Origin of the sequence: Nitrospira sp. ND1 (assembly GCF_900170025.1) — a bacterium.
GTDB lineage: Bacteria > Nitrospirota > Nitrospiria > Nitrospirales > Nitrospiraceae > Nitrospira_A.
This window is the reverse complement of the sequence record NZ_FWEX01000006.1, coordinates 3,148,788-3,165,012: the sequence shown is the minus strand read 5'-3', so window position 1 is coordinate 3,165,012 and position 16,225 is coordinate 3,148,788. Positions and strand designations below refer to the sequence as shown.

15 protein-coding genes are annotated in these 16,225 nt (G+C 59.7%); 9 read left to right on the top strand and 6 right to left on the bottom strand.

The window, feature by feature from the left end:
- Positions 1 to 8 precede the first annotated feature (8 nt).
- From NSND_RS19555 to NSND_RS19530, 6 genes are all read right to left on the bottom strand, one after another.
- Positions 9 to 1,229, bottom strand: a complete 1,221-nt coding sequence (locus NSND_RS19555) for a patatin-like phospholipase family protein (RefSeq protein ID WP_080880587.1) — start codon at positions 1,227 to 1,229, stop codon at positions 9 to 11.
- 37 nt (positions 1,230 to 1,266) lie between these two features.
- Positions 1,267 to 2,055 (bottom strand): enoyl-CoA hydratase, encoded by a 789-nt coding sequence (locus NSND_RS19550; RefSeq protein WP_080880586.1) that lies wholly within the window; start codon positions 2,053 to 2,055, stop codon positions 1,267 to 1,269.
- A 92-nt stretch (positions 2,056 to 2,147) separates the two neighbouring features.
- The gene (locus NSND_RS19545; protein WP_080880585.1) at positions 2,148 to 3,371 is read right to left on the bottom strand and encodes a 3-hydroxyacyl-CoA dehydrogenase; all 1,224 of its coding nucleotides are present in this window, start codon (positions 3,369 to 3,371) and stop codon (positions 2,148 to 2,150) included.
- 31 nt (positions 3,372 to 3,402) lie between these two features.
- Positions 3,403 to 4,593, bottom strand: coding sequence for a thiolase family protein (locus NSND_RS19540; RefSeq protein WP_080880584.1), 1,191 nt, complete (start codon positions 4,591 to 4,593; stop codon positions 3,403 to 3,405).
- 18 nt (positions 4,594 to 4,611) lie between these two features.
- Positions 4,612 to 6,327: a long-chain-fatty-acid--CoA ligase gene (locus tag NSND_RS19535; RefSeq protein WP_080880583.1), complete on the bottom strand. Its 1,716-nt coding sequence runs from the start codon at positions 6,325 to 6,327 to the stop codon at positions 4,612 to 4,614.
- Positions 6,328 to 6,351: 24 nt separating this feature from the next.
- Positions 6,352 to 7,119: a TenA family transcriptional regulator gene (locus tag NSND_RS19530; RefSeq protein WP_080880582.1), complete on the bottom strand. Its 768-nt coding sequence runs from the start codon at positions 7,117 to 7,119 to the stop codon at positions 6,352 to 6,354.
- Positions 7,120 to 7,344: 225 nt separating this feature from the next.
- On the opposite strand from NSND_RS19530, the gene NSND_RS19525 reads away from it, so the two are divergent.
- The 9 genes from NSND_RS19525 (at position 7,345) to NSND_RS19485 (ending at position 16,207) form a co-directional block, all read left to right on the top strand.
- Positions 7,345 to 7,941 (top strand): VOC family protein, encoded by a 597-nt coding sequence (locus NSND_RS19525; RefSeq protein WP_159450902.1) that lies wholly within the window; start codon positions 7,345 to 7,347, stop codon positions 7,939 to 7,941.
- A 37-nt stretch (positions 7,942 to 7,978) separates the two neighbouring features.
- Positions 7,979 to 9,094, top strand: a complete 1,116-nt coding sequence (locus NSND_RS19520; protein ID WP_080880580.1) for a homogentisate 1,2-dioxygenase — start codon at positions 7,979 to 7,981, stop codon at positions 9,092 to 9,094.
- Entirely contained in the window at positions 9,091 to 10,074 is a 984-nt protein-coding gene (locus tag NSND_RS19515) for a fumarylacetoacetate hydrolase family protein (RefSeq protein ID WP_080880579.1), read from the top strand. The genes NSND_RS19520 and NSND_RS19515 overlap by 4 nt, the downstream gene beginning before the upstream one ends.
- A gap of 13 nt (positions 10,075 to 10,087) precedes the next feature.
- Positions 10,088 to 10,849 (top strand): hypothetical protein, encoded by a 762-nt coding sequence (locus NSND_RS19510; protein ID WP_080880578.1) that lies wholly within the window; start codon positions 10,088 to 10,090, stop codon positions 10,847 to 10,849.
- Positions 10,850 to 10,878: 29 nt separating this feature from the next.
- A complete protein-coding gene (locus NSND_RS19505; RefSeq protein ID WP_080880577.1) occupies positions 10,879 to 11,880 on the top strand; it encodes a thiamine pyrophosphate-dependent dehydrogenase E1 component subunit alpha in 1,002 nt (333 codons plus the stop codon).
- The gene (locus tag NSND_RS19500; protein WP_080880576.1) at positions 11,877 to 12,869 is read left to right on the top strand and encodes an alpha-ketoacid dehydrogenase subunit beta; all 993 of its coding nucleotides are present in this window, start codon (positions 11,877 to 11,879) and stop codon (positions 12,867 to 12,869) included. The genes NSND_RS19505 and NSND_RS19500 overlap by 4 nt, the downstream gene beginning before the upstream one ends.
- A 104-nt stretch (positions 12,870 to 12,973) precedes the next feature.
- Positions 12,974 to 14,131 (top strand): dihydrolipoamide acetyltransferase family protein, encoded by a 1,158-nt coding sequence (locus NSND_RS19495; protein WP_200810563.1) that lies wholly within the window; start codon positions 12,974 to 12,976, stop codon positions 14,129 to 14,131.
- A complete protein-coding gene (locus tag NSND_RS19490) occupies positions 14,128 to 15,312 on the top strand; it encodes a thiolase family protein (protein WP_080880575.1) in 1,185 nt (394 codons plus the stop codon). The genes NSND_RS19495 and NSND_RS19490 overlap by 4 nt, the downstream gene beginning before the upstream one ends.
- Positions 15,313 to 15,325: 13 nt before the next feature.
- Positions 15,326 to 16,207 carry a 3-hydroxyacyl-CoA dehydrogenase family protein gene (locus tag NSND_RS19485; protein WP_080880574.1) on the top strand — a complete coding sequence of 294 codons (882 nt, stop codon included), beginning with the start codon at positions 15,326 to 15,328 and terminating at the stop codon, positions 16,205 to 16,207.
- The last annotated feature ends 18 nt before the right edge of the window (positions 16,208 to 16,225 follow it).

Here is a 16,225-nt window from a genome sequence, read left to right as displayed (position 1 = left end):
GGCGTTGCTTACTTGGCCTTGCGCCAGGCCGCGCCGATACCGCCGATGCGTGCCGGTCCGACCATGGGCTGAAGGGTGTTCGGATCAGCAAACCTCGCGACTTCATCGAGCCGCGCGAGGCGCCGCCCGGCGCGGTCCTCGAACCTGGCCCGCGACATCACCAGACCATGGCGCAAGAACTGCGCGGACAGGTCCTCCCACCGATCCCGTGCCAGCGTCATCACCGCCACATATCCGGCCCGAAGGAGATGGATCCGGTCGTCGTAACTCAGAAAACTCCGTTCGAACAGCAGCGCATCGGCTTCCACCGGCGAAATGGCGAGCACTTCCTTCTCCGGATAGTCCTGCTGGAAGCGCTCCAAGGCTTGCGAGAAACGCGCGTCGAAATTGATGCGGGAGGCCTGTTCCCCGATGGACAAAAAGCCCCTGTCTCGCAATCGATTTCCGGGCTTGCCGACGGCCGGCTGCGCCCGCCGTGACCGAGCCTGCGGAGCGCGTGCCATCGGATTGATCATGATCATGAAGTCCACGTGTTTTTGAACGGCGATCTCGAAGAAGGCCATGCGACCGATGCCGGCATCGATGTAGTCCCGGCCCTGGATCCGGACCGGGCAGAAATAAATCGGCACTGCGGAGGAGGCCGTCACGGCACGTGAGATCGGAACGTCCCGCCAATCCTCGTCGCCGAACAGAACGCCATCGCCGGTTTCCAAATCGATGGCCGGGATGTACAGTTCCTTGGCGAGTCCGGCGAACCGGTTGCTCAACCCTTTGACTTTGAAGATCGCCTCGAGATACTTCGCAAAAGGCTCCAGCGTGTAAATACCGCTCGGCAGCGCATCCTGCGCCTTATCGAGCAAATCGATGAACGTCATCTCTCCATAGTGACGCACATAGAGCTTCAGCAGCGGAACGAGTTGCCGGGTCACCCGCCACACCGTCTTCAGCCCCTCGCCGATGGCAGGAGAAAACACGTTATGATGATCGAAGTAGTAGGGTCTGGCGCCGGACAGATTCGTGTCCAGAATCTCCTGCGGCCTGACTCCATTGGCCAACAGTGACGCCGCCGCCGCTCCGGCACTCACGCCGACATACAGATCGAGATCGTTCATCGTCACACCGTCCTCGAAGAGATCGTCCAAGGCGGTCAACGCGCCGATTTCGAAGAGGTAGCCGGTGAAGCCACCTCCGCCCAACGCCAGGGCCCGCTTGCTGAAAGTCGGTGCCATCGTGGGCTCCACATCGACTCAACGGCACAACGGCCATTCATCGATCCATGAAATGCGGCTGCCGCTTCTCCAGAAACGCCGACAGGCCTTCTCGTCTGTCCGCCGTGTCGCACAACTCTCCGAACAGGCGCGCTTCCAAGGCCAGGGCGTCATGAAGATTCAGCTCGACACCCTGGCGGATCGCCCGAAGCGACGCGCGCACCGCCATCTGGCCTTTCGAGGCAATCGTGCGCGCCAACCCCTGAGCCTGACGGAGGAGATCCTCAGGGGAAACGACCTGCGACACGAGCCCAATCGTCTTTGCTTCCTGCGCCGAGATCGGCTCACCGGTCAGGATCAGCTCCATGGCTTTCGACTGCCCGAGGATCCGGGCAAGTCGCTGCGTGCCGCCGAATCCAGGCATGATCCCCAGATTGATTTCCGGCTGGCCCAATCGGCTCCCTTCCGCGGCAAGCCTGATATGGCAACACAGGGCCAATTCCAATCCTCCCCCCAGGCAAATCCCGTTGATGGCAGCGATCACCGGTTTTCCAACCCCTTCGATCCGATCCAAGATGGCCTGGCCCTGCAGAGCCATGGCCTCCCCTTCCTTCGACGAAGCGATCGAGGCCAAGACTCGAATATCTGCCCCGGCAATGAAGAATCGACCCGTGCCGGTCAACACGACCACTTTGACCGCTTCGTCCTTGGCAACCTGGTCGAACGTCGTGCTCAGCTCGGCAAGGAGTTCAGGTGTCAGGGTGTTAGCGGGAGGATGGTTGATCAACAAAGTGGCCACCGCCCCCTCGACAGTGCAAGAAAGCATCGAACCGGCTGTCATCGTCATATGAGCCTCACAGCATTGAATGGTGGGTATTCCCACATGGATGCGATCGGGAAAGGGACGAGCATACTAATCCTGCCCCGCCGACAAGAGCGTTAATAGGCAAAGAACCCTCGTCCCGCGAGCTGTCCGGTGAAGCCGGCGTCAACCATTCGGCGCAACATCGGCGCCGGCCAGAAGCGCACGCCCAGCGTATCCCGCAATGCTTCCAGTTCATGCAACACATGGTCGATCCCAAGCTGGTCGGCAACATGCAGCGGTCCTCCCTTCTCGTTGGGAAATCCTGTTCCCGCCACCATCGCCAGATCGATATCTCGCGCCGACGCGACGCCCTCCTGGTACGCAGTCACAGCCTCATTCACCATGGCGAGGAGAGGGCGTAATTTGGTCCATTCCATCCTGGTCTGCCCGCCGCCCTGCCGCACTTGCTGCAGCAGAGTATCGAGGTCCTGATCGCCGCTCCGTTCCTCGCCCTCCGAATACTCGTAGAACCCCCGCCCTGATTTGATTCCCCATCGCCCCGCCTTGACCAAGGCTTCGAGGAGCGGCGCCGGCGCCATCCGGGGCCCGTAGGATCGGTGGAGAATGCGCGCGACCTCGAACGCAATATCCAGCCCGACGGTATCCAGCAGCATGAATGGGCCGACCGGCATGCCGAATGCCACCATGTCCTGATCGATCTCCTTGATGGACACATCGCCGTCTTGGAAGCACCACACGGCTTCATTCAGATAGGGAGAGAGCAGGCGATTGACGAGGAAACCTGCGCATTCCTTCACGATCACCGGCGTCTTGCGGAGACTTTCGGCAAAACCGACGACATCATCGACGGTCTGGGGATCGGTGGCCAGGCCGGGGATGACCTCCACCAGCGGCATCGCATAGGCAGGATTGAAAAAATGAAGTCCGAGCACCTTACCGGGCCTCGTGGTTGAAGCCCCGATGGCCGAGATGGAGAGCGCGGAGGTGTTACTCGCCAGGATGGCACTTCGCGCACAGACCCGGTCCAGTTCGCGGAACACGCGCTGTTTCAGCGTGACCTCTTCTGAGACCGCCTCGATCACCAGATCGACATCATTGAGAGCCTCGAGGTTCGGCGAGGCCGTCACCAGCAGCATTTTCTCTTCCAGCTGCTCAGGCGTCATCTTGCCTTTGTCCACGCGGGCTTGATATATCGCCCGCACGGATTCGACACCTCTCCTGGCCAGTGATTCCTGTATGTCTGCCAGCAGCACCGGCACTCCGGCATAACTCACCACTTCAGCAATCTGCGCGCCCATGGTACCGGCACCCACCACACCGACTTTATAGATGTACATGGGACGACTCCTGTCGCTCGACACGCACCGGTCACATGCGTTCCAACACCATCGCAGCGCCCTGCCCGCCGCCGACACACAGGGCCACTGCACCGAGTGCAGCGCCACGCCGCTGCATCTCGTACAGGATCGTGATGACCAGCCGGGCACCCGTCATGCCGACCGGATGACCCAGCGCAATCGCGCCGCCGTTCACATTGACGAGCTCCCGCTTGAGTCCCAACACACGTTCCACCGCGAGGTACTGCACGGCAAAGGCCTCGTTCACTTCGATGAGTTCAAGATCGGTGAGGGTGACACCGGCGCGCTTGAGTGCCAACGGGAGCGCTTCGGCGGGACCGATCCCCATACGCGTCGGCTCCACGCCGATGAAGGCATACCCTCTGATGCGGCCGAGCGGGCGACACCCCAACTCACGCGCACGCGCGGAGGACATGACGACCGCTGCAGCGGCGCCATCGTTGAGGGGGCAACTGTTCCCCGCCGTGACGCTCCCCTGTTCTTTGAAAAGCGGCGGATAGAGCGCGAGTTGCTGTTCCGTCAACCCGACATTCGGCCCCTCGTCTTGCGAGACGACCACCGGTGCGACATCACGTCCGGCCACCGACTTCGGCACCATCAGAGGCAGAATCTCATCCTTGAGCCGACCCTCCCGAATGGCTTTGAACGCCCGGCGGTGGCTCTCCACCGCATATCGATCCTGCTCCTCACGACCGATGCCAAACTCCTCAGCCAGGTTCTCGGCCGTCCGGCCCATCAATTGGCCACAAAACGCATCGGTCAATCCCTCCCAGATACTGTCGATCAATTCGGCGTTGCGGAGCCGTTTTCCCCATCGCATGTCCCGTGAGACAAACGGGGCGCGGCTCATGCTTTCCACTCCCCCCACGACTTGTGCGTCTGCATCCTCACTTTGAATGTTCTGGTACGCATTGACGAACGGCTGGAGGCCGGAGGAGCAGTTGCGCTGCACCGAATAGGCCGGGGTACGCACGGGCAGTCCGGCCATGAGCGCAATCGCACGAGCGACGTTGTAGGCATCACTCGTGTGACCAACGGAGCCCACGATCACTTCGTCGATGAGCCGGGGATCCACCTTGGCACGCGAGACGGCTTCACGCACGACCAATTCCCCCATCTTGTGAGGCGGAAGGTCCTTCAGGGCACCGCCGAAGTTACCGATAGGGGTGCGTACGCCGGCGACGATGACGACCTCTCTCATGGTGCCCTCCTCGCAGCCTCACATCGCCTTGCGCGACGACTGCATACCGGCCGGGACCGGATCCGCCTCATCGCGCAAGGCGCGTCGCAACACCTTCCCGATAATGGTGCGTGGCAATTCAGTGCGAAATTCGATAGCCACCGGGACCTTGAACCGTGCCAGCGACCGGCGGCAGTGCTCGATCAACTCTCTCTCCGTGACGGCACATCCCTCCTTCTGCACGACAAACGCCTTGACCGCTTCTCCGTAATGGTGGTCGGGAGCGCCTACCACCACCGCCTCACGCACGGCGGGATGCTGATAAAGGATTTCTTCAACCTCTCGCGGATAGACGGTCTCCCCCCATGGCTTGATGACATCTTTCTTGCGATCCAGAAAAAAGAAAAATCCATGCTCATCACGCGTGACGATATCTCCGGTGTAGAGCCAGCCGTCGCGCAACACCGCTTGCGTGTCCTCGGTTTTCCGCCAGTAGCCCTGCATCACCTGAGGCCCGCGGATGATCAGTTCCCCCGCTTCTCCCGTAGGGATGTCCCGCATGCCCGTCTCTTCATCCACAATCCGTGCGTCCGTATCGGGAAACGGCAACCCCATCGAGCCTTGCGGATGATCCCCCTGAATCGGGTTGCAATGGGTGGTGGGACCCGCCTCGGTCAACCCGTATCCTTCTGAAATCTTGACCCCGCTCAACCGCTCGAATCGTTCCTGCACCTCGGTCGGCAAGGGGCTGGCTCCGCAAAGGCAGACCCGTATCGAATGTAAGTCGTACCGTCCGACTTTCGGACAATCTGTGATCATGGCGAACATCACCGGCACGCCCGACACAATGGTGACCCGGTGCTGATGAATCAATTTCACCGCCTCCTCCGCATGGAATCGCGGGAGCAGGACGATCTGTGAACCAGTCGCGACGGCGAGATTCTGGCAAGTACTCAGCCCATAACAATGGAAAAACGGCACCGCGCCCAGGAAGACCTCCTTCCCCTCCTGAAAATCCGAACACCAGAGGCGCCCCTGCATCGCATTGACCACCACGTTACGATGCGAGAGCATGACACCCTTGGGGGTGCCGGTCGTGCCGCCGGTATATTGAATCTGGGCCAGCGCGTCCGGCTCCACCGTGGGTAGAAGCGGGGAATCATCTTCGGTGCGAGGGGATGCCGCGTCGAGCAGTGCAAGAAAGTCATAGACCGGGGGAGTTTTCTCGACCGCCACCCAGCGCTTTGCCAACCGGGCCTTAAGCGGATAGAGCAGCCGCTTCACGGTCGGAAGAAAATCTCCGAGGCTGGTGATGATGATCCGTTCGGGTAGACCCGTCTGCTCGCGGACGGCCTGAATGCGGGGATAAAAAAGATCCAACGCAACGATGATCTCGCTGCCGGCGTCGGCCAACTGACTGTGAATTTCACGTTCGACGTATAGAGGATTCATGGGCGCGACAATCGCTCCGGCCTTTAGTACGCCGTAATAGGCGATGACCGCCTGTGGAATATTCGGCAGCATGAGAGCGACCCGATCGCCCCTCTTCACGCCGAGCCGCAGCAACCCATGTGCAAAACGCGTGGTCAGATCGTTCAGTTCACGGAAGGAAAGACGCGCGCCATAAAAGAAGAGAGCGGTCGATTCGGGAAAACATGAGGCGGAGCGACGAAGCAGGTCCGGGACGGTCCATTCCGGATAGGCGGAGGAGAGAGGAACACCCGCATCGTAGCGGCTGATCCACACGCGCTCCATGTGATCCTCCGACCCGCAGCCGGGTCAATGCGATTGTCCGCGCAGTTCACTCGCCAACTGCCGCGCCGGCTGAGGCCGGCTCCGTCGGATACCGGACGCCTTTCGTTCCAGCCCCATCCAAAACCCTTCGAGATAGTCCAGCACCGCGTTCATTCCCAGGCAAAAATCTCTATGCTCTTGTGCGCTCATCGTTGCGCACCCATTCGCCCCCGCTCCTCCGACAGCTTCCACGGCATGCTCCATGGCTTTTTCATGCGCGGATTCGAGTTGGCGGTGGAAGGTGAAATACGTCATGTCCATGCGCGGATACCGGACCTGCTTCAACCGGGTCAACCCTGGAATCAAATGGTCCCACATCGTGATGGCCATGTTCTCAAGACCAAAGGACGCTCCCAACGCCGTCGCGTGGTGCCTGCTGCTATAAAGCCGTTCCATTCCCTGGATATACGCCCTTGTGCTGGGTTTCATGGGTGTGTGCATCGCGTCATGAATGTCGATGCCAATCGACCGGAGGAAGTTCCGGTACAGCAATTCGTGGCGATGCTTGACGATGCCGTCGCCGAGTTCCGAGTAGAGGACTTTCGTCAGCTCATCGGCCACGGCCTCATCTTCAGTGTTGACTAATTGAGCGGCAAGGATGCGGGGAAAGAATCGCGCAAAACTATAAAACTCGACGGCAAATTCGTGGAACTCTCTGTCGGTCACCTCACCGGCTTGAAACCGTGTCAGGTAGGTATTATTGATCGCTCCATGCCGGAGCACGTCCGCGCGCACATGTTCGTAAAACGACATCGTGCACCTCCGCGGTCATACCGGGATGTCCCGTCTCGTCCCAACCGAACTTCATGCGAATGTCCTTTCTCATGTTCGTCGCCATGGCAAATAATACAAAATCTATATTGAATGATGCAACTATTATGTTATATAGTGTGGGCGTATGTGAATCCTGCTCTTCCCGATCGCGACAATGGCATGAGTCCCTTCCACGTTTTCCGAGGCCGCGTAGGAGGACCCACCATGAAAGAAGCCATCGGTATTGATCACATCACGCTCTGCGTGAAAAATCTCGCCGCCGTCGAATCCCTCTTCACCACCGTACTCGGCTTTCACGTGATTTGGTCCGCTCAGGATGTCGGCAGTGACATGTCGAGCATGGACACCGTGGTCGTTCAACGGGGCGATGCGAAGATCGCGCTCATGCAAGGCCGCAATAAAGCACGTCGGTCCCAGATCTGTGACTTTATCGATAAATACGGCGAAGGGGTTCAGCACATCGCCCTAGAGGTCGATGACATCGAAGCGGTCTGTCGCGAATGGGAATCCCATGGAGTCCGATTCTCCGGAGAAACCAAGAATGGCCGCGACGGCTTCGGGCCCCTCAAGCAGCGATTCACCTATCCCCTCTTCCCCGGGTGCGGCCTGTTCCTGGAACTGACCCAACGGCAGCACGGGCTGGAGGAATCCAAGACCTTCGTGCGCGCGACCGTCGAAGCGCTCTATAGAGATATTGAGAGAGATCAAACCAGAGGGATCGAGAACACGATCATCGACTACGAGACCCTTCCGCTTCCCTTTAAAGACACGCCATCCGAGTCGTTTCAGTCGACGTCGTAAAACATCGAGCCGTCCCTGAGGCATCAGGAGGTTCGTGATGTACTTAGTGAAAAAAGGCGCCCCTCCCAATCAGGCACACGTCGGTGTTCCCGACGGACTCCACGAGGAAGAGCATGGTCGTCAGGGGTTCAGCGGCCCCTCCTCGCACCTCTACCATCACCATCCACCGACTGCGTGGAGCAGGATCGACGGTCCGCTCCGCCCCCGGGCGTTTACCTGCACCGAGCTGCCGACCGCCGATTACCATTCCGCCGACGGACGCCCAACCCTGGTCTTGCAGAGTCCGGATGCCCGTGTCTCCCTGTCCAGACGTGCGGAAACGATGCCTCACTTCGTGCGCAATGCCGACGGGGACGAAATCGTCTTTGTGCATCGAGGGCGCGGTCGGTGGGAAACGGACTACGGATTCTTGAGTTATGAACCGGGCGACTACCTGGTGATCCCGAAAGGCACAACATATCGAGTCCATGTCGATACGAAGGGAGAGCCGGGGCTGTTTCTCATGGTCGAGACTACGGCGCCTGTCGAAGTGCCGGATCGAGGCCCGCTCGGCCGCCATGCGTTATTTGATCCGGGGGTCCTCACCGCGCCGGAACTGGCGCTGCCTCCGGAAGACGCCCATAGTCGACACGAATGGGAAGTGCGCATCAAGCGGGACGGTGACTACACCCGGGTGTACTACCCGTTCTATCCCATGGATGTCGCGGCCTGGAAGGGTGACCTCTGGGTCGCCAAGTTGAATGTCCGGGATTTTCGTCCGGTCATCAGCCCGCGCTATCACCTCCCGCCCAGCGTGCACATGACCTTTCAAGCCGGCGGACTGCTGATATCGACCTTCGCGCCAAGGCCGCTGGAAAGCGACCCGAGCGCACTTCGCGTTCCGTTTTATCATCGCAACATGGACTATGACGAAGTGCTCTTTTATCACCAGGGAGATTTTTTCAGCCGCGCCGGCATTCATCCCGGCATGTTCACGCTGCATCCACAAGGGATTCATCATGGCCCGCACCCGCAGGCCATCGCCGCGAGCAAGACCAAGGAGCAGACGGACGAAGTCGCCGTGATGATCGAATCGCGACGGGCCTTTACGGTGATGCCCGAATGTGACGCCGTTGAACTGAAGGACTATGCGATGAGTTGGAGCCGCCCATGAAACTCGTCAGCTTCCAGGTGCGCACTCCCGTCGGAACCTTCACCAGAATCGGTGCGTTGCACAATGCCTCGATCGTAGACCTCAACATGGCGCAGGCGCGACGACTCACCGATCAGGGCGAAACACAACCGCGCCGCCTCGCCGACGCGCAGGTCCCCGCCACCATGTTGGAGTTTTTGGAAGGCGGCCCCGCTGCGACAGACGCGGCCCGTCGCGCATTCGACTATGCGGTAGGCCATGGTTCCTCCATCGCAGGTCCGGCGGGTGAGACCATCTTTTATGATCCGGCGAGCGTCCGATTGACGGCTCCCCTCCCCAATCCTTCATCCCTGCGTGATTTTATTGCCTTCGAGGAGCACATTGCGGCGACCTCCAAGCGACGGGGACAACCGATCCCGCCTGAATGGTACAAGGCCCCCGTGTACTACAAAGGCAACCACCGGACGATCATCGGGCCTGATCATGAGCTTCGGTGGCCGCTGAACACACAGAAACTGGATTACGAACTGGAGCTGGCCTGCGTCATCGGACGCAAGGGAATCGATATTGCCGAGCGGGATGCCGTGAACTACATCGCCGGTTATACGATCATGAACGACTTCAGCGCGCGAGACATTCAATTTCAGGAAATGGCTTGCCGCCTAGGACCGGCAAAAGGGAAAGATTTCGCCACCGCCATCGGTCCCTGCATCGTCACGCCCGATGACATTCAGGACCTCGCGTCGTTACGGATGATCGCCCGTATCAACGGCGAGGTCTGGTCTGAGGGGCGTTTCGGTTCAATCCATTGGTCGTTTTCGCAAATGATCGAACACGTGTCGCGAGGTGAGTTCCTATATCCCGGCGATCTGTTCGGCTCCGGAACAGTCGGCGGCGGGTGCGGCCTGGAGCTTGATCGATATTTGAAACCAGGCGATGTCGTCGAATTGGAGATTCTGCCGATCGGCATTCTGAGAACGACCATTGCCGCACAGAACTAGAGGAGTACGGGTCATGATGCCGTCAATCGACAAATCCCCGGAAACCGCCACCCTGGAGTTGGTGGAACGACAGAGGAAGCTCTATGAGGGTTCTGAGATCGACGTGAGGCTGGAACACCTGATTCGCGACACCCCGCATCCCACTCTGTCGTCATGGGATATTCAGCGCCTGCTGCATGACTCGCGAGCGGTGTATTTCGATAGCCATGTGGAAGTGGTCTCCGGCCACCACACGGATATCTATCTGCGCTTTGAATCCATCGCGCGATTCCCCGATCTCGTGACCATCATCGCATCCAACATGGCGGAATGGATTCTGCAGACGTTTCGACACCATCCGCCGACAGGAATTCTCACCACCTCATCCGACGCGCGATTTCTGGCCGAGCGAACCAGCGACATCCTGGTTCCACAGATGCCGCTCCGCGTCGTCCTGACCCCGTTCAATCACGAGACGGGCAAGATCGGCACCGACATCATCCAAGGCACAGTCGAAACGGGAGAACGCTTTCTCTCCTTGAACGACGTGACCACTCGCGGACTGTGCGTCAGCAAATTGGGAAAGGTCGTGACGGATCGCGGAGGACAACTTGCAGGCATGATGGTTTTTGCCAGACGAGACAGCGGGCAATTCCCCTTGATGGACGAACTCACGGCGCGTTTTCCCTTTTACTTCAGCGTTGACCTGGACATGCCGCAGTGGGACGCGTCCGATTGTCACTCGTGCAAGGACCACAAACCCTTGTTGTCATGGCGGGATCTTCCGGCACTCTGAGTACCTGGCCACCTCACTCGGAGGTCATCATGGACGTTGCGGTCATCGCCAATGAAATCAAACGCGGCGACCTCCTCGATATGTACTACTACCTCCGGTTGACGAGAAGCCTGGAAGACCGGATCAGCGCGCTCTACCGGCAGGGCCGCATCGTCGGCGGCGTCTATACGAGTCATGGGATGGAGGCGATCGCCGTCGGTTATGCCTCGGCGCTGAGGCCGGATGACGTCATTGCGCCGTTTCACCGCGATATGGGCGCGTTTCTCATTCGCGGCTTTTCCCCCGGAGAAATCATCGCCCAGTACCTCGGCAAGCAGGGTGGCCCTACCAAAGGAAAAGACGGCAATGTTCATATGGGCGATTTGAAACGCGGGATGATCGGATTCGTCAGCCATCTGGCCGACAACATGCCGGTCGCCGCAGGCGCGGCGCTGGCCTTCAAGATCAGAGGAGAGTCCCGCGTGGCCTTTGCCGGAACCGGCGACGGAGGAACGAGTCGAGGCGACTTTCATGAAGCCATGAACTTTGCGGCGGTACGGCGGCTGCCGGTCGTGTTCTTCTGCACCAACAATCAATATGCCTATTCCACGCCGGTGCGGTATCAAATGGCGATTACCGATGTGGTCGAGCGGGCGAAAGCCTACGGGATGCCCGGCGAGATCGTGGACGGCAATGATGTGGCGGCCGTCTACCTCGCATCCCAGCGAGCCATCGCCAAGGCCCGGGCCGGCGACGGCCCGACCTTTCTCGAATTTAAAACCATGCGGATGCATGGCCATTCCGAACATGACGCGGCCAAGTACGTCCCGCGCGAATTGCTGGAGGAATGGAAAACCAAAGATCCCATCTTGAGAGCCGAACGTCTGGTGACGCAGTTAGGGTATGGCGATGAATCGTATTTTCATGAGGTGGGAGAACGGGCCAAGAAAGAAGTCGACGCAGGGACGGAGTTCGCCGAACAGAGCCCCCTGCCGGAAGGGCGGGAGACGCTGGTGGGAGTGTTCGCCATAGAAGACGAGGTGCACCCATGACGACCGCGACGCTCACTCAGGAGGTTACCTACGTAGACGCGATTTCGCAGGCCCTGGATGAAGAGATGAGCCGGGACGAGCGCGTCTTTCTGATGGGCGAAGACATCGGCGCCTACGGCGGGGCGTTTAAGGTCACGGAAGGGTTCCTCAAAAAATATGGCGAATGGCGCGTGCTGGACACGCCGATTTCCGAATCCGGCATTGTGGGCGCGGCCATCGGTGCGGCCATGATGGGATTGCGACCGGTGGTCGAGATGCAGTTTGCGGACTTCATTTCCTGCGCGTTCGACCAGATCACCGAAGTGGCGGCCAAGAATCATTATCGCTGGGGCGCGGCGGTTCCGTTGGTCATCCGGGCACCGTTCGGCGGAGGCGTTCACGGCGGTCCCTTTCACTCCGAATGTCCCGAGGGCTGGTTCTTCCATTCTCCCGGACTCAAGATCGTCGCTCCTTCAACACCCTATGACGCAAAGGGACTGCTGAAGGCGGCAATTCGCGATCCCAACCCGGTTCTCTACTTTGAACACAAGTTCCTCTATCGCCGGATCAAAGCTGCCTTGCCTCAGGAGGATTACATCGTTCCCCTCGGAAAAGCCGAGGTGAAACGTACAGGCCGCGACGCCTCGCTCATCACATACGGAGCGATGGTCCATCTGGCCCTGGAAGCGGCGGAACTGTTAGTCAAAGAAGGAATCGATCTTGAGGTAGTGGACCTTCGCACCTTGATCCCCCTCGACAAGGAGACGATGTACGCATCGGTGCGCAAGACCAGCAAGGTCATCCTTCTGCACGAGGACAACAAAACCGGCGGGATCGGGGCCGAAATTTCCGCATTGCTGGCGGAAGACTGCTTCGACTCACTGGATGGGCCGATTCTCCGCATCGCCCCGCCGGACACGCCGGTACCGTTCAGCACGCCGCTGGAAGAATTCTTTCTGCCTAAAGTGAGCGACATCGTCGCGGGAGCGAAGAAGTTGGCGGCCTATTGAGTTGAGAGGGAAAGGAGCCGTCAACAATCGGCCTTCAGCAAGGTGATTTCTAAGGTCTCTGAAGCTGGCGGTTAACCGCTGAGAGGTGATCGCCGGAGGTTGAAGTGGCGACCGACATTGTGATGCCCCAACTCGGTGAAAGCATCGCGGAAGGGACCGTCGTCAAATGGCTGATCCCTCAAGGCGGAGCCGTCGAAAAAGATCAGCCGCTCCTGGAAGTGGAAACCGAGAAGGTCGCTCTGGACATTCCCTCACCCGCGACAGGGTTCCTCACCGAGGTACTCGTGCCTGAAGGAACAACCGTTCCGGTAGGGACAATGCTGGCCAGGCTCGATACTCAACCGGCATCCGGCATCGTCAATCGTGTCGGGGGTGTGACGGTCCGGCCGATGAAGGCAGCGCAGGGCGAACCTCACTACTCACCCGCCGTTCGACAACTGGCGAAAGAACATGGCCTGGATCTCTCCGCAATCACAGGAAGCGGAGAGGGCGGGAGAGTCACGAAGCATGACCTGTTGAACGTGATCAGCAAGCGTGAGTCGACCGGCAGCGTGCAGGGGGCATTCGCCGCAACGCCATCCCCGCCTCCCGCCTCCACGCTTGAAGAGATCGTGCCCCTGTCTCAAATGCGAAAGACCATCGCCGAGCGCATGGTCCAGAGCCGGCACACGGCGGCCCATGTGGCGACCTTTTTCGAAGCGGACTTCACCGGCATTGCCGGATTCCGCGAGGGCCGCGCCCTCACGTATCTGCCGTTCGTGATCAGCGCCGTCACGCGCGCTATCAGAGAGCAACCACTTCTGAATTCCTCCTGGCGGGAGCAGGGACTCGTGATGAAGAACGACATGCATATCGGCATCGCAGTGGCACTCGACGACGGCCTGCTGGTTCCCGTCATTCGGCATGCCGATCGCAAAGGACTGAACCAGATTGCCCATGAGATAACAGACCTTGCCGAACGAGCCAGGAGCAAGCGGTTAAGACCCGAAGAAGTCCAGGACGGCACCTTCACCATCACCAACCACGGCGGCTTCGGCAGCCTCTTCAGCACCCCCATCATCAATCAACCGCAGACTGCCATCCTCGGAGTAGGGTCGGTGCAGAAGCGTGCTGTCGTCATCAACGATGCCATCGCGATTCGCCCCATGTGTTACCTGAGCCTCTCGTTCGACCATCGGGTGATCGATGGCGCCACCGCCGACCGCTTCATGGCCAGGGTGAAACAGCATCTAGAAGAGAGCGGCTGGGAGAAACTGTTGTGAACGCCAGACACCATGCCGTCATCGTGAGCGCAGTCCGAACTCCAATGGGCAGCTTCAACGGAAGCTACAGCTCAGTCCCGGCAACCAAGCTCGGAAGCCTCGCCATCGCCGAAGCCGTGAAACGTCTCCAACTGCCGGGCGATCGGATCGACGAAGTCCTGATGGGATGCGTGCTCAGCGCAGGATTGGGTCAGGCACCGGCCAGACAAGCGGCCATCGGCGCGGGGCTGCCCCATTCCGTCGGTGCGGTGACGGTCAATAAGGTCTGCGGATCCAGTCTCCAGGCCGTCATGATGGCCACAAGGGCCATCGCGCTAGGCGAAGCGAACGTCATGGTGGCCGGCGGAATGGAAAACATGACACGAGCCCCGTTCCTGCTGGAGAAAGCCAGACAAGGCTACCGACTGGGGCACGGTGAGCTGACCGACAGTTTAATCAAAGACGGGCTCTGGGATGTCTACAACCAGTTTCACATGGGGAATGCGGGGGAGTTGTGCGCGGCCAAGTATCGATTGTCGAGACAAGACGTCGACGACTTCGCCCTGGAAAGTTACAGCCGGGCCCGTGACGCGATCGCCCGCGGTGCCTTCAAAAAAGAGATCGTTCCGGTCGAAGTACCGCAGAAAAAGGGAGCTTCGGTCCTCGTCTCGGACGACGAGGAACCGAATCGGGTGGATCTGACCAAGTTGCGCCGGCTCAAACCGGTGTTTCAGGACGACGGAGTCCTCACCGTGGGCAACTCCCCCTCCTGCAACGATGGAGCGGCAGCATTGGTCATCATGGGTGAAGAGGAGGCCGTTCGGCTTGGTCTCACGCCGATGGCTCGCATCGTCGGGTATGCCGGTGCCGCGCTGGCGCCGGAATGGTTCACCATTGCGCCGGTCGAAGCGATCCAGCGGCTGTTGAAACAGACCGGACTTTCCATCGGTGACATCGATCTGTTCGAGATCAATGAAGCGTTTTCGGCCGTCTCCCTGGCAATCAATCGTGAACTCGGCCTCGATCCCAAGAAGGTCAACGTCAACGGCGGCGCGGTCGCCCTGGGTCATCCCATCGGCGTCACCGGAGCCAGGATCGTAACGACGCTGCTGTATGCCATGGAGGCGCGCGATGCCCATCGAGGGCTGGCCGCCCTCTGCATCGGAGGCGGAGAAGCGCTCGCCCTCATCGTGGAGCGGTGAACCAGAGATCGTTATGACCATCGACGACATCAAAACCATCGGGGTCGTAGGCGCGGGACAGATGGGGCGCGGCATCACGCAGGTGCTGGCCACGGCGGGATGGAATGTCCTCCTCATAGATGCAACGGAAGAGGCGCTGGAAGACGCCATCAAGAAAATCTGGCAGGGGGTCACGAAAGCGGTCGAGAAAGGTGCCCTGCGGGGAGATCAGGCCGGATCGGCCATGGCGATCATTCATCCGATGAGGCACATGCAACGATTACGAGAGGCGCAAGTGGTGATCGAAGCGATACCCGAAGATCCCGTCATGAAACGAGCGCTGTTCGCGCAATTAGGGCAGGTCTGCGAACCATCGACCCTGCTGGCCAGCAATACGTCCTCGATTTCGATCGCGAGCCTGGGCATGGCCTCGGGTCGTCCCGATCGCGTCGTCGGGATCCATTTTATGAATCCCGTGCCGGTCATGCGGCTGGTCGAAGTAGTACGCGCCATCGAGACCTCCGAGCATACGGTGCAACTGGCCCTGGAACTTGTTCGCCGCGCAGGGAAAACCGCGGTGGTCTGCAAGGATTTCCCCGGCTTCATCGTCAACCGGGTTCTCATTCCCATGATTAACGAGGCCATTTTTGCGCTGGAGGAGGGAGTGGCAACGGCCGAAGCGATTGATCTGGCGATGGTGGAAGGGACCAACCATCCCGTGGGTCCTCTGGCCTTGGCCGACCGCATCGGCCTGGATACGGTGCTCGCAATTTGCGAGGTGCTGCATCAGGACCTGGGAGACCCGAAGTTTCGCCCCTGTCCCCTGCTACGCAAGTATGTCAAAGCCGGTCGGCTGGGGAGAAAGAGCGGACATGGATTCTATGTGTATGGAGACCAGCCGGTGACTGTGAGCTGACGTTCTCGTTCCTTCCCG